We start from the raw sequence: 14,328 nt of genomic DNA, 5'->3' as shown, positions 1-14,328 counted from the left end.
CGAAGATCTAAGCGGGTAATGAATCTACTTCCGCTTAGATCTTCGCTCCTCATTCGCAATTCGCAATTCGTAATTCGTTATTCTATTTAAGCGAATTTATCCACACTGCAATCTTCACCACATCTGCCTGCGGCACCTGCGGGAAAGGCGGCATGGGCGTTGCATAGCCAGGCCAGTTCTGTGGCTGCGGATTGCGGAGCAGTTGCAGGATTTTGGCTACAGAGTAGTTCCTTTTGGCTACTTCATTGAAACCCGGACCTACCTGTTTTTTCTTTTCGTTGTGGCAGGAAGAACAGGTATATTTATTCAGCAACGGCTGAATTTCTGCGGTGGTTAACGGTTTGGCGGCATTGCTCACCGTTTTGGCGGAAGTGGTGGTGGTGGCAGTTTTAGCGGCTGCTTTTATAGCAGTGGCTGAGTTAAAGGTGCTCAGCTCTGCGGCGGCCAGTGACGCACCTTCCGGAATATTGTTCAGCGTGTAGTAGACATCAGGATGTACCAGTGAGTAGGAACCCTGTACTGCGCGGATGCCGGGCAGCGATATTTTGTGAATGTAATAGCGGCGCAGGCCATTCACTACGATGCGTACCTTCATACCGTCGGGAGATACCTGTACTCCTTTCAACGCCAATTTTTCTGTATTCACCGTCGGGCTGCCATATACCGGGTGGTACTTGTAGATAAAGCTCTCTACCTGGTAAGACGCCAGGTCAGCGGCAGACTTTTTATCTATGGGTTGAGTAAAGGTGATTTCAAAACCATCCGGCATAGCGCTTACCGTTCTCATTTCAAAAGGCACACGGTTATTCCATACCAGGCGTTGCAGCCCCTGGTTGGCATCGCCGGCGGAGCCCCAGCCGCGGTTGGTTTCACCGACAAAGAGCGAGCCGTCTTTTCCCCAGGCCAGGCGCAGTACGCCAGACTGGAAGCCACTTCTGAAATCCCAGGCAGCGCCCTGGTATTCTCCGTTCACCTTCTCCAGGTATACGCGCATGATTTTGCTCTGTCCCTGGTCGCCCACGAGTACCTGCCTGGCGAACGGTCCGAAGACGCCTTCAGGGATGGTGATAACCTGCGAGTTGGAAATCCCCAGTACGCCGTGTGGCAGCCATACTGCAGGCAGTTGTACTTCCGGAAAATATTTCTTCATGTCAAACAGCGTCACAAATTTCTCCTGTTCCACATTCTCCGGTTTGATCGCGTGACCCTGAGCATCCCTGCGGAAGCGGGGATCTACTTTGCTGTAGAGCTGTTCTGTGGTGAGCTTTACCGGGGAATCAGGCTCCTTGCTCCAGCGCAGTCCTGCCGGATGCCCTACAAAGTTGCCTTTTTTTACATGTACCAGTGCTCCTGATCCCATCCAGTCTCCCTGATTTTCGGTGTAGAACAGTTCTCCGTCTACGATGCCCAGGCCGCAGGGGGAACGGAAGCCGGTGGCCCAGGGTTCCATTTTACCGTCGGGGGAGATGTGCATCATCCAGCCACGCCAGGGCACGCGGCTTTCACCGCGCCACCATTCTTCGTCGCCGAAGGCAACGTTGCCGGAAACAAAGAAGGAGCCGTCCGGCGCTATCACCGGCCCGAAGCTATACTCATGGTAATGGCCGGATAACGGCCACGCATATACGGTTTCGAATTTATCAATTTTCCCGTCCATATCGGTATCGGTGAGGCGGGTCAGTTCTCCGCGCTGGGCGCAGTACAGCGATCCGTCTTTCCAGGCCAGGCCCAGCACTTCATGCAGCCCGGAGGCTACTTTACGGAAGTAAGGTTGTTTGCTGGAAGGATTTTCCACAATGAAGATATCGCCACGCCGGGTGGCTACGCCCAGATCACCGTTGGGTAAGGTACACAGGCCGCCTACTTCCAGCAGCGTGCCTTCCGGTGAGCTGATACGGGCAATGCGGAAAAAGTCTTCTTCTTTCGGCGACTCCTGCGCCTGTAATCTGCCGGCGGCGGTACCCAGTAATACCAGTCCGGCTATTATTAATTTCTTATAGTTCAGTTGCATCATAATTGTTCGTGTTGCTGCTTAGAAGATGATAGCATAGCGCAGGGTTTCCTTTACCGGCGCAATCAGTTCCATATTGCCCTGGCTGCCGCGGATGATGGCTGCCGGGGATTCCGGGTTCATCTTCACATACCAGGATTTATCTCCTACCAGGAATGTTTTATCATCCAGCCGGATGATACTATCGCCAACGGCTATACGTACATATATATTTTCCTGTGGCCGGGTAATCCGGATGGTACGTTGCAGGCCGGCGCTTTCCGGTAATATGCTCAGCGCGTCTGTTACCTGGGTACCATAGATATCGTAGCTGAAAACGGGCTGTCCTGCTGCATCCAGCGAATAACCGCGGGGGCGGAAGCCCGTGCCGGCGGTATCGGTTGTCCAGGCAGCCTGCTCACCGGCCAGCCGGGCGAGGGAGAGCTGCGGTTTCCGGTCCAGTGTACGGATCATGCCCATAGGCCGGGAAGAGCCGTCGCCACGGTCATGCCACATCGGCGTGGTGTTGAGGAATTCGCCGCGCCAGGCCTGTACCGGTTCGCCATGATCCATATCATAGGTGTAATGGAGCTTCAGCGGAGAACCTGCGGATACGGCATGAACCACACGCGGACCGCCTTTCAGGTCCATAAAGCTACGCAGCACCGTATTTTCAGTGGCTGCCACCAGAATCTGATCGGTAGCATCATCGGCAGGTACGTTGACATCGCTGATAACAAATTCGCGGAGGTTATCTCCTTTCACGGACAAAGTCAGGGAAGGCTTTGCCCAGTCTTCTTCCTTGTTGTACAGTATTTCTACCGGGTAGTCGCCAGGCTGCAGGGTTACAGCGCCGTTACCATCCCAGCCGGATAGTTTTATCACTTCCTGGCCGTTTACTTTCATTTGTCCGCCGCCGCCGGAGGTGTGCAGACGGAAACCGTAACGCCCGGCTGTTTTCACAGACAATACGCCCTGATAACGGATGAGGAACTGGTTTTCCGGCAGATGGCTGACATTGGAGGTCAGCAGCTCAGATTGGCCGTTGGCAACGGGTTTCACTATTCTGAAATCCGGCTGTTTATCAAACGGTCCTCTGAAGATATCATAGGTAATGTCTTTCAGTTCCGGTTTCGGTGCGCTGAAATGGCTGATGGTGATATTCCTGAAGGCAACTGCGCCGTGATCGCCCTGCAGGCGCAGCGGCCCGGTGGCGGCTTCCTTATCGTCCATAGCCCCCCTGGTAGGGCCGGACAGCACCACATTTTCGTGGATGGTGACGCCGTTAAGCTCTGCTCTGAGGATGACCGCATTGGCTATTTTATGACCGGCGGCATCGAAGCGGGGCGCCTGGAAGGAAATTTTCAGGTGTTGCCACAGGCCATTGGCCAGGCTGGCATTCTGGCGCGGTGCATGACCGTCGTACCCCTGCTGCCCTTCCGGTTTGCTGTAGTCCCAGCGTTCATAGATGCCACCATTGTCGGCCGCACGCGGGGAAAGTGTACCATGGCTGTCCAGCAACTGTATCTCATAACGCCCCTGCAGATAGATGCCGGAGTTGGATTTGCGTGCAACCAGGTAATCCAGTTCCAGGTCCATGTCGCCATGTTCCGCCATAGAAAACAGATCCCGGCCATGTGTCCCCTTTTCAGGCAGGTTCACAAGTATCCCGGTACCGGTGGTGGTGGTCAGGGTGTTGTCCTGTTGCAGATCCGACCTAACGTCGCCGGCTATACGCCAACTGGAAGACGGTTGTTTAAAAGCCGACAAATCTGTGAGCGGCACACGGGTTTGCGCGGTGAGCCGCTGTCCGCCGCCAATGCCCGCCAGCATTACCAAAGTACTGCAGCTACACAGGAGCGCAGACTTCGGACGGAACTCATTCCATCTGAGCATAAATCTGATGTGTTTTAGGTTTGATGCTAAATCCATTTAGCTATAATAGTATTATTTTCCCCGGGTCAGTACTACAGTGGTAAAAGAACGTTTTAAACAGTTGAAACAAGTGTTAATGAATTTCAAACTATTGTACACAATAGTTCATATGCGCCTGCCGGCACATCATTTAGCATCCATCTTGTTAATCCCAGCAACAATTGTCAAACGTGGAATTGAATCATTAAACAGCATCCTGCATCCAGGACAGACAAAATAGAAAAATAATTATAACAAAGCGATATGGGAGGCAAAAAATTACATCAGCGGTAAAAAACCGGGGCGGTACCGCAGGGTCAGATACGGAGCCCGAATTTCTCCAGGGCAGCCAGCGTAGCCGCGTAATTGTTATGGCAGATACCATTTATACCGAGGCCGCCGGCTACATCTACAAACATGGAGCGGTCTTCTAGGTATACCACCTCTTCCGGACTTACCTGTGCTATATCCAGTGCAATACGGTAAATATCCGCATCCGGCTTGCGGTAATGCACAAAGCAGGAGGAAATGAAAAAGTCAACAAACTGCCCGATACCAAATTTTTTGATACGATGGGTATTCAGCTCCCGCCCCTCATTGTTTACGATGGCAATCTTCAGCCGGTACTTTTCTTTCAGGTTGCGCACCAGCTCAATCATCTCCGGATAGGGTGATGACTGTGCAAACATAAACTCCTTAAACTGATCGGGAGTGAAAGAGCGGTTTTCATAAAACACCACCCTGCTAAGGTATTCATCCAGCGTAAGTTTACCTACTTCATAGGTATCAAAGGTAAGATGATGTCTTTCCTCCGTTTCCGGTGCATCCAGTCCGAACGTCTGTACAGCCAGTTTACGTGCGGCACGGTCCCATCCGTTGGTCAGCAGTACGCCGCCGATATCAAGGAATAAAGTAGTGATAGCCGTATCTTTCTTCATCTTAAAAAATTAACTTTGTTATCATTATACTAATATACTGTTATCCCGGCACTTAACAAGTTAATCAGATGTATATCAGGAAAGCCACTGTACAGGATGTAGCACAACTCAAAAGTCTTTACCAGGGCGTCATCCGCGCTGTCAACAGCCGGGACTATAACGAGGCGCAGGTAGCTGTATGGGCTGCCAGAGGTGAAAGAACGGAGTCTCTTATCCGGAGAATTCATGAACAACATTTCTTTGTCACGGAAACTCCTGACAGGATAATTACAGGCTTCGCCTCTATAGATGATACCGGCGAACTGGACATGCTGTTTGTTCATAAGGATTATCAGCGCCGCGGAATTGCCACCCTGCTCATGCAACAGATACTTGCTGTAGCGCGTCAGCTGCAGTTGCCCACGCTGACTTCCTATGTAAGTATAACAGCAAAACCTTTTTTTGAAAAGATGGGATTCCGGGTAATTACCCCGCAGACGCTGGAGCTGGATGGGGTGGAGATAAGTAATTTTGAGATGCAGAAACATTTGGTTATTTGAGATTTGGTTATTTGAGATTTTGTGCCTCATCCAGGTTTTCTGCTGAACCTTGCAGTATCAAAGAAAACCTGGATGAGGCACAAAATCTCAAATAACCAAATCTCAAATAAATCTATTTTTTCTTTTTCTTCACCGGCGGCACCGCCTGTATCACGCCGTTAAATGAAATCGGCTGCCGGTTGTTGCTGGTCACCTGGGCAGAAGCGTAACCGTCGCTGGAAACAGTCAGGCTGATAGTTTGTATATCCTGCTGGTCTTTGGGCCGGATGGTAATATTCCAGCCATCCTTTTTACCGGGAGCAGCGTTGTAGTCGAACTGTTTTGATTTGAAGTCCAGCGGCGACCTGGTGGAACCGTAAGGTGCGGAGTATGCGCGTCCGAAGTAAGGAAGATAGCTGATAATGGAATCAGCAGTGACGGTGAGATTGAAATCCGGAGTGAGCTGCCTTACGCGCCCGCTCATGGGCAGGGCGCTCTGGGCTATAAAAACGTAGTTGCGGCCGTCGATCAGTGATTTGACTGCTGCCTGCTGCGCCGCTTTTTTATCAGCCCTTTTTTCCGCTTTTGTTTCCTGTGCATGCAGGCTGGTAAGGGAAGAAACGGCCATAGACAGCAGGAACAGCGTTTTGATAGCAAAAGAACTATTCATAAGTAAATAATTTAACAGCGATAGTAACACCAATATCGTACCACATCATCGATAAGTATCCTTGTTCCGGGGGGAAACGCCGGGATGACGCTGCTTAAAGAAAAGTGAAAATTCATTTGACAGACAGATTAAATCAAGGAAGCCATGCCGAACCCTTATATTTCATTGCTGAAGACCGCCTGGAAATATGCCCGTCGTGAACGTAAAAAATACCTGCTGGTATATGTGATGTTCATCTTTGCCAATATATTCTTTTCCCTGAATCCTGTGCTGTTCGGGTGGTTTGTCGGAACAATACAGGAAGATGCCGCTAATCTTCCCAGGAATACTTTATTGTTTGTAGGAGGTTATATGGGGCTTCATTTGCTGGAATGGGCCTTTCACGGGCCTGCCAGAATCATGGAAAGGCAGCTGGCCTTTAACCTGAGCCGCAACTTCCTGCAGGAGCGGTATCATCAGGCGTTGCACCTGCCCGTCAAGTGGCACCAGGATAACCACAGCGGGGCGGTGATTAACCGTATCCGTAAAGCGTATGAAGCGCTGAAAGGATTTTTTGAGCACGGTTTCATGTACCTGCACGCGCTTTCCAAACTGGTGTTTTCCATCATCGCCATGATTTATTTTTCCCCGCTGTATGGAGCCGTCGGCGTAGTGCTGGGCATCTGCTGCATCTGGATTGTATTGCGCTTTGACAAGCCTTTCATCAAAACGCTGGAAGCCATCAACGAAAAGGAACATGTGGTGAGCGCCACCCTGTTTGACAGCCTGTCCAACATCATGACCGTGATTACGCTACGCCTGGAAAAAAGTATGGAGAACGGGCTGCTGCACAAGGTAGCGCAGATATGGCCACCCTTTCGCCGGAACACCATTATCCATGAATGGAAATGGTTTGTAGCGGATATTATGGTGGCGCTTATCTACTGCGTTATTGCGGCCGGCTTTGTGTTCCAGCACTGGGAACCGGGGAAGGTATTCTATGTAGCCGGCCTGGTATCGCTGCTGGGATATGTAAACCAGTTTACCAGCGTATTTCATGACGTTGCCTGGCAATACACGGATATTGTGCAGTACAATACATCTGTGGAAACAGCCGGCAATATCAGTCACGCCTATACGGAGCACCACCGGCCGGATGCTGCCCCTGAGCTGCCGGCCGGCTGGAAGGAAATCCGTATCAGTCACCTGGATTTTTCCCACCTGACTACCTATGACAATGAGCATGCACCGCAAAGTCTGCATCAGCTTAATATTCAGATAGGCAGAGGGAAAAAGATAGCCCTCATTGGTGAAAGCGGCAGCGGCAAAAGCACGCTGCTGGCATTGCTCCGCGGGCTTTACGAACCGGAGGCCGGTACGCAGTTTATTATCGACGGAGAGGCGTTCCCGTTAGCCACCCTCAACGAAACAGTGACACTCTTCCCGCAGGAGCCGGAGATATTTGAAAATACAATTGAGTATAACGTCACGCTGGGATTACCTTTTTCAGCAGCAGAAGTGATGCAGGTCTGTGAAAGCGCGCACTTCACGGAAGTGATAGCCATGCTGCCGGACGGGCTTCAGTCGGATATCCGGGAGAAAGGCGTGAACCTGTCCGGCGGCCAGAAGCAGCGGCTGGCGCTTGCCAGGGGTATTCTGGCTGCCCGCGGCAGCGAAGTGATACTGCTCGACGAGCCTACCAGCAGCGTAGATCCCAAAACCGAAGCGATGATCTATGATAAGATGTTCAGGGCCTTCTCCGACAAGGCAATTATTTCTTCCATGCACCGCCTGCACCTGCTGCCGCAATTCGATTATATCTATGTGTTGCAACGGGGCCGTGTAGTAGCGGAAGGAGACTTTAACACCCTACGCCATCACAGCCCTGTTTTTCAGGAGTTGTGGAAGCACCAGGAAAACAAATAAACTTTTTAATTAATATTTATTATCATTGCAGCTGCATATTTCATCCGCTGACAGGTTCTCTCCACCTATTTCATTATTCCAGGAAGATTTATGCAAAAAATTTCTCTGTACGACTTAAAGCGCAAACTGAGAACAAGCCAGGATCCGGACGAAATCATCACCTATCTTCGCTTTAATCTGTTTGCCTTTAGCCGGCAGGAATTATCCGGGCTGCTGTGTGAACTACTGGAGTACCAGGAAATATTTTTTGAAGCTGCGGAGCTGCTGATAGAAGAAGGCGGTGCAGACATTCATTACAAAAAAGAAGACATCATTCCGGTTATCTTCTGCGCCATAGGGGCCAATAAGCCACAGGCGGTGGAATATGCGCTGAAAAAGGGCGCGCGGCTGGTGACTGACAATCCGGATTATTTATTTGCCATCGCCTATATATTCCGGCATCACCGCCTGGCGGCCATTACGGATATGCTGCTGATTCTGATACGTCACAACATCCATTTCAACTTCGTGCTGGACAGTCTGGATACCCCTCTCCTGCTGGCTACGCGTCATAACAACAACCGGGAAGTCATTGAATACCTGCTCTCCGAAGGCGTCAGTAAATACGTACATGATGAACACGGACTAACCGCCATTCATTACGTCCCTTTTGCCAAAGCACCGAATCTGTACAAAATTATGATTACCACGCTGGCAGATATCCAGGTACGCCCGAAATTCAATACGGTGATGGAACCCGTGGCAGAGTGCATTATCCGGGTGGATGCGCAGAGCACCTACGAAGAATTTATTCACGAGGCGCTGAATGCGTTCCTGGAGAACAGGCACCGCATGTATGATGATATATTTGAGAAATATTATTACCGGCTGCACATGATTGCAGAACATATTTCGCAGATCAGACAGCAGACCGGCGAACCGGGCTGACCCTCACTTCTTTTTTCCTGCCTGCTTTTTTTATCAAACAAAATCGTATTTTGGAATAATACCATTCCCAAAACCTAAATTAACCAAAATGCTTACAACACTCTCTGTAATTGCCGCACTCTTTTTTGTTGCGCATGTTTACCTCTTATTCACTTCTTTTGGCAAGGCAGGATTCCAGAAAAAAAAGTACCTGTGGTCCCACATTACGCTCTGGATCACCGGTGCACTGGCCTGCATCATAACCCTGATTTTTGCCGGCAAATCTGTTTCATCCGTTATCGATGTTTTTGACACTCCGGTCAAATCCTCCCTGCTGATCGTACTGGCCTTTGCCCTGTCACTGATCGCCCATTCCATTGTAAAGATGCTGGTACTTCCCAAATACACGAGGATTTAATTATTTGGTTATTTGAGATTTGGTTATTTAAAATGCAGCAGAGATTGTTGCGGATAGATTGACGACGGTCTTCAGGATCAATCTCCGCTGCATTTTAAATAACCAAATCTCAAATAATCAAATAATTAAATAAACTACTTGCTGGTGGCTATTACACCTTGTCCGGGTACATACTTATCATATTCCATCTGAACAGCGATTTCTTTTGCTACGGCTTCGCCACGGAGGCGGGACACCAGGTGCAGGGCGCCGTCTATACCGGCGGAAATGCCTGCAGTGGTAATAATGCGGCCATTGTCTACATAGCGTGCATTATCCAGTACTTTGGCGTTGGGTAGTTTTTTACGCAGGTCGTTAATGCTGGAATGGAAGGTGGTAACGGTGAGGTTATCCAGCAGACCGGCGCTGGCGAGTATGAATGCGCCGGTGCAGACAGAAAAGTAATGCCGCGTATCTTTATCGCGGGCTTTGATCCAGCTGATAACCGCCTTATCTGCGGAGGTGGGGGAGGAATTACCGCCGAACACCGCGAAGATATCTGCGGGGGGAGCATCTTCAATACTGTAGTCGGGCACGATGGTCAGGATCCCCTGCGATTTCAGCGGCGCTTTATTTTTAGAGACGGTAAATACCTTGAAGCCCGCATAGGAAAAGACTTCCATGGGACCGGCGAAGTCCAGCACTTCCACCCCGTCCTGCAGGTAGAAGGCGATTGTCAGCGTTTGTTGTTTCATTGTTTCCGGATTAAATGGAATGAGGTCCATACTGCAGTCGGGACACTTCCCTGGCTTATCGAACAATCGGTTGTCACAGGGGCCGCAGGGCGGGCATACATACTGCTGTGTGCCGGGCTGCGTAAAGCCTGTAAACGGCAGGCATAGCAGTAACAGCAACATTATCTTTTTCATACTGATAAATTTATGTTACAAAACTATGGCTGTCCGGAGGCATAATCAGGACAAGGAAGGTAAAAATCAGGACAGATTGGCTGACGGGCAGCATCAGACTGACACTTTTTTCACGAGCTGCCGGAGTTGGTGAGGACTTCTGAAACCGCACTCCCTGGCGACCCAGGCCACTTTATGCTGTGCTTTTAACAAAACGACAGCTTTCTCCTGGCGCAGTTTTTGAATATATTGGCCGATAGTGGTTCCCGTAGCGGTTTTGAAGAGTCGGGTAAGATTACGGGGACTGATATACGCAACTGCCGCGAGTTCTTCAATGGTTAGTTTATGGTCGAGATGCTGTGCAATATAATCCTGTACCCGGTGTACCTGGAAATTAATATGTTGCCTGTTTTGCAGATAAATGCTATGTTGTGAATCGTTGCCATCTCTTCTGATGTAGACAACCATTCCCTGAGCCACCCTGAAGGCGAATTCCGGACCATGATGTTCTTCCAGCAGGTATAAGGCCATATCGATGCCTGTAGCAATACCGGCGCTGGTGTATACACGGTCGCTTTTAACAAACAGCCTGTTTTCCAGCACTTCCAGGCGCGGATACTCTGCACGCAGCGATGCTATCTTTGCCCAATGTGTGGTGCAGGAATGGCCATCCAGCACACCTGCAGCAGCCAATGCAAAAGCAGCGGTACAGACAGAACAGATGGTGGCCCCGGCTGCATAGGCCTGACGGATCCAGGGCATCCACAATATGTCGTCAGCACGGTTCCAGCCCGACAGCTCCATACCGGCTACAATAACGATATCACGATCAGTAACCGTAACGGCTGATAATGGCTCCAGTGCAGCAAACATCAGCCCCGCGGAACTCCGGGCATCCGGATAAGGCGAAACATAACGGAGTTCATAGGATTTACCGCCGCAGGCGGCCTCATAGAACACCGTTACAGCACCCGCCAGGTCCATCAGGTGTACCCCATCAAACAGAAAAAATATTACACGATTGGGTATCATCTGACGAAATTAGTATATTATTGACAAAAAGATACGAGAGGAAATATGAACAGGAAAGACATCTGGAGATACAAATCTTTGGAACAGTTAGAGAACAAAAGTTGGGAACCCACTACAGAAAAAGATGCAGAACAATTTGCCGAATTAAACAAAAGATGCATCGCTTTAAGTAAAGTACCCGTTATCAAGTTAACTGCCAGCGATCTGAGAGTACTGATAGGACAATCATTTAACCCGGCCTATCTGGTGCCTCTGGCCATCGAGAAACTAAAAGATGATTTATTCGTGGAAGCAGATCTGTATCCCGGCGACTTACTAAAGAATGTACTGGACGTACCCGCGCATTTCTGGGAAGAGCACCAGGACCTTCACCATGATCTCAAGACCATGATTAAGGACAGGGCCAGCGAAGTGGAAACCGAGCTGGATTTACCCGGCTACTGGCAATCATAGTTGTAAAACCGGTCACTCTCCCTCAAAATCGAAAAGTGATAACTGCCCCGGATTGTATTGTTTATCCGAACCAGGAACAGCTTCTCCGAAATTAGAAAGTGTTATACCCAGTAACCGAATTTTCTTGTCTTCCGGCCAGGTGGCTGCCAGCAACTGTTTGGCAGTACTGATGATAGTTTCCAGGTCGCCCACCGGTTGCTGAAAAGACTGATTACGTGTAATCTGCCTGAAGTCACTGTATTTGATTTTAAGTGTAATGGTACGGCCTTTCAGGTCGTAACGCTGTAGCCTTGTATGCACGGTAAGCGCCAGCTTTTCCAGCTCTGCATGCATGTCTTCCACGGCCGTCAGGTCGAATGGAAAGGTATCTTCTGCGCCCAGGGATTTCGTTTCCCGGTGCGGCTGTACCTCCCGCTCATCAATACCACGCACTATCCTGTAGTAGAATGCACCGGTTTTACCAAAATGCTGCTTCAGCTCCTGCTCCGATAATTTCTTCAGATCGGCGCCGGTAAACAAACCCATTTTTTTCATCTTGTCCGCCGTTACCTTACCCACTCCATGAAATTTCTCTACCGGCAGTTTTTCCATGAAAGCCTCTATGGAAGAAGGCCCTATAAAGGTAAGCCCATCCGGTTTATTTAAATCGGATGCTATCTTTGCTACAAACTTATTAATAGAAACACCTGCCGATGCTGTCAGCTGCAACTCATCCCGTATTGCCTGCTTAATCAGCCTCGCTATCTCTATAGCTGAACCAATCTGCTGCTTGTCTGTCGTTACATCAAGATATGCTTCATCCAGCGACAATGGCTCTATCAGATCCGTATACCGGGAAAAGATCTCCCGTATCTTCCGCGACACCTCCTTATAAGCATCAAACCGCGGCCTGACAAATATCAGCTCCGGACACAACTGCAATGCCCGCTTCGACGGCATCGCAGAACGTACTCCAAACTTCCTCGCCTCATAACTGGCAGTAGCCACCACACCTCCCCTGCCCTCCGGAGAACCACCCACCGCTATCGCTTTCCCTCGGTATGACGGATTATCCCGCTGCTCTACAGAAGCATAGAACGCATCCATATCGATGTGGATGATTTTACGGTACGACGTGGTGGTGGTAGGATTTATCATGAAATACAAAGGTAATTACGAATTACGAATTGCGAATTACGAATGAGGAGCGGAGATTGAAACGAAGTTTGAATGACGAATTACGAATTGCGAATTACGAATGAGGAGCGGAGATTGAAACGAAGTTTGAATGACGAATTGCGAATGAGGAATTGCGAATGAGGAGTGGAGATTGAAACGGAGTTTGAATGACGAATTGCGAATGAGGAATTGCGAATGTAGAGCGGAGATCAAATGGAGTTTCTGTCTGAATTTTTTTTATTGATAAATTGCACCAAATCTTAGTATATTTTACCTCTGTAAGTAAAAGGAAAATCCTGCATCACCACAAAATCTCAAATAACAAAATAATAAAATCCCACATGTTTTCACCGGATGAAAGTTACGAACACCAGGAGTTTAAGCAGCTGACGCTGGATGGTACAATTATCAGCGGATGTGAGTTCTTTGCCTGTACTTTTTATAAATGCAGTTTCAAGGAGTGTGTTTTCACGGAGTGCATGTTTGAAAAATGTACTTTTGAAGATTGTGATCTTTCGCTCATACAGCTGCAGCGTACCGGATTAGTGAGGGTTACCGTCAAAAACTCCAAGGCGATAGGGGTAGCCTGGAGTAATGCGAAAGATGCCTTCAGTGTGGCTTTTCATGATACCCGTCTCAGCTTCGGCACGTTCTCCGGGAAAAATCTGAAGCAGGGTATTTTCCTTCAATGCCAGGCAGATGAAGTTGATTTCTCCGACTGCAACCTGTCCCAAAGCGATTTTCGTGGTACTGATCTGTCTGCCGCCCGTTTTGTTAACTGCGATCTCACCCAGGCCAACTTCGTAGGCGCTACCCGTTACCACCTCATCGCAGCTGAAAATAAACTCAGAAAAGCGAAGTTCAGTCTGCCGGAAGCCGTATCCCTCTTATACGGACTCGGCATTGAGATAGCAGAGTAAATTTTACGCCACACGGACCTCTTCTACGCTACAATTATTTATCTTTAGAATAACCATAAACAACGATCCAAAATGAAAAAGACCCTTATCTTTATTGCCCTGGCCATATTGGCTACAGGCCAGAGTTTCGCAACCCGCCCGCTTTCAAAAGACATCATTTCCAGTCAACAGATTACCGGCACCTACAAACTACGCATTGAACTGGTGAATACCAACGGTACTCCTGTGACCGGCAGCCACATGCTCCACGGCTTCTGGGTACGCAATGCACAAGGCCAGTACATCGACGCCTCCAATCAGGAAGGGGATCAGTTCGAAGAGCTCTCCGCCGGTACCTACACCGTAGGCGCATACCCCGGCCCCTGGGATGGCGCCGTACCACAAACAGTAACGGTGAATGAAACCGCTGTGGGCCCTGATGGATGGGTGGTGGTGAAGTTGGTGTACTGGGTGGAATAAATTAATTACGAATTACGAATTGCGAATTACGAATGAGGAGCGAAGACATAAGCGCTACCTCGGCCGGCCGGAGCTTACCGCACAGCGTTTCATTGACAACCCCTTTATCCCCGGTGAAAAATTATACCGCTCCGGTGATTACGCCCGTATCATGGACAAC

The 14,328-nt window shown here is 49.4% G+C and carries 14 protein-coding genes; 7 read left to right on the top strand and 7 right to left on the bottom strand.

Annotated features, from left to right (window positions below; translation table 11 throughout):
* Positions 1-82 precede the first annotated feature (82 nt).
* The 3 genes from GWG06_RS29975 to GWG06_RS29965 form a co-directional block, all read right to left on the bottom strand.
* The gene (locus GWG06_RS29975; protein ID WP_160718127.1) at positions 83-2,014 is read right to left on the bottom strand and encodes a hypothetical protein; all 1,932 of its coding nucleotides are present in this window, start codon (positions 2,012-2,014) and stop codon (positions 83-85) included.
* Positions 2,015-2,032: 18 nt separating this feature from the next.
* Positions 2,033-3,886, bottom strand: a complete 1,854-nt coding sequence (locus GWG06_RS29970; RefSeq protein ID WP_235938596.1) for a 3-keto-alpha-glucoside-1,2-lyase-like domain-containing protein — start codon at positions 3,884-3,886, stop codon at positions 2,033-2,035.
* Between the two features lie 335 nt (positions 3,887-4,221).
* Positions 4,222-4,842 (bottom strand): HAD family hydrolase, encoded by a 621-nt coding sequence (locus tag GWG06_RS29965; protein ID WP_127044130.1) that lies wholly within the window; start codon positions 4,840-4,842, stop codon positions 4,222-4,224.
* A gap of 68 nt (positions 4,843-4,910) precedes the next feature.
* Between GWG06_RS29965 and GWG06_RS29960 the strand changes: the two genes are divergently transcribed.
* Positions 4,911-5,381 (top strand): GNAT family N-acetyltransferase, encoded by a 471-nt coding sequence (locus GWG06_RS29960; RefSeq protein ID WP_160718126.1) that lies wholly within the window; start codon positions 4,911-4,913, stop codon positions 5,379-5,381.
* A gap of 112 nt (positions 5,382-5,493) precedes the next feature.
* Here the strand turns inward: GWG06_RS29960 and GWG06_RS29955 are convergent, their stop codons facing one another.
* Entirely contained in the window at positions 5,494-6,030 is a 537-nt protein-coding gene (locus tag GWG06_RS29955) for a DUF4251 domain-containing protein (RefSeq protein WP_160718125.1), read from the bottom strand.
* Between the two features lie 144 nt (positions 6,031-6,174).
* Between GWG06_RS29955 and GWG06_RS29950 the strand changes: the two genes are divergently transcribed.
* From GWG06_RS29950 to GWG06_RS29940, 3 genes are all read left to right on the top strand, one after another.
* Positions 6,175-7,935, top strand: a complete 1,761-nt coding sequence (locus GWG06_RS29950; protein ID WP_160718124.1) for an ABC transporter ATP-binding protein — start codon at positions 6,175-6,177, stop codon at positions 7,933-7,935.
* A gap of 90 nt (positions 7,936-8,025) precedes the next feature.
* A complete protein-coding gene (locus GWG06_RS29945; RefSeq protein WP_127043980.1) occupies positions 8,026-8,862 on the top strand; it encodes an ankyrin repeat domain-containing protein in 837 nt (278 codons plus the stop codon).
* A gap of 88 nt (positions 8,863-8,950) precedes the next feature.
* On the top strand, positions 8,951-9,259 hold the full coding sequence (locus tag GWG06_RS29940) for a hypothetical protein (RefSeq protein WP_160718123.1): 309 nt from the start codon (positions 8,951-8,953) through the stop codon (positions 9,257-9,259).
* 134 nt (positions 9,260-9,393) lie between these two features.
* On the opposite strand, the gene GWG06_RS29935 is transcribed toward GWG06_RS29940, so the two are convergent.
* Both GWG06_RS29935 and GWG06_RS29930 read right to left on the bottom strand, forming a co-directional pair.
* Positions 9,394-10,167, bottom strand: a complete 774-nt coding sequence (locus GWG06_RS29935; RefSeq protein WP_160718122.1) for a DJ-1/PfpI family protein — start codon at positions 10,165-10,167, stop codon at positions 9,394-9,396.
* Between the two features lie 93 nt (positions 10,168-10,260).
* Positions 10,261-11,178 (bottom strand): GlxA family transcriptional regulator, encoded by a 918-nt coding sequence (locus GWG06_RS29930; RefSeq protein WP_160718121.1) that lies wholly within the window; start codon positions 11,176-11,178, stop codon positions 10,261-10,263.
* A 45-nt stretch (positions 11,179-11,223) separates the two neighbouring features.
* Here GWG06_RS29930 and GWG06_RS29925 point away from each other — a divergent pair, with 45 nt between their 5' ends.
* Positions 11,224-11,631 carry a contact-dependent growth inhibition system immunity protein gene (locus GWG06_RS29925; protein WP_127043984.1) on the top strand — a complete coding sequence of 136 codons (408 nt, stop codon included), beginning with the start codon at positions 11,224-11,226 and terminating at the stop codon, positions 11,629-11,631.
* Positions 11,632-11,643: 12 nt separating this feature from the next.
* Here GWG06_RS29925 and dinB read toward each other — a convergent pair whose 3' ends face one another.
* Positions 11,644-12,768: a DNA polymerase IV gene (gene dinB / locus GWG06_RS29920; RefSeq protein ID WP_160718120.1), complete on the bottom strand. Its 1,125-nt coding sequence runs from the start codon at positions 12,766-12,768 to the stop codon at positions 11,644-11,646.
* A 362-nt stretch (positions 12,769-13,130) separates the two neighbouring features.
* Between dinB and GWG06_RS29915 the strand changes: the two genes are divergently transcribed.
* Both GWG06_RS29915 and GWG06_RS29910 read left to right on the top strand, forming a co-directional pair.
* Positions 13,131-13,709, top strand: coding sequence for a pentapeptide repeat-containing protein (locus tag GWG06_RS29915; protein WP_160718119.1), 579 nt, complete (start codon positions 13,131-13,133; stop codon positions 13,707-13,709).
* A 72-nt stretch (positions 13,710-13,781) separates the two neighbouring features.
* Positions 13,782-14,168, top strand: coding sequence for a hypothetical protein (locus tag GWG06_RS29910; protein ID WP_127043987.1), 387 nt, complete (start codon positions 13,782-13,784; stop codon positions 14,166-14,168).
* Positions 14,169-14,328: the final 160 nt, after the last annotated feature.

Origin of the sequence: Chitinophaga solisilvae (genome assembly GCF_009928525.1) — a bacterium.
Classification (GTDB): domain Bacteria; phylum Bacteroidota; class Bacteroidia; order Chitinophagales; family Chitinophagaceae; genus Chitinophaga; species Chitinophaga solisilvae.
The sequence above is the reverse complement of the archived record's forward strand: the minus strand, read 5'-3'. Positions and strand labels throughout refer to the sequence as shown.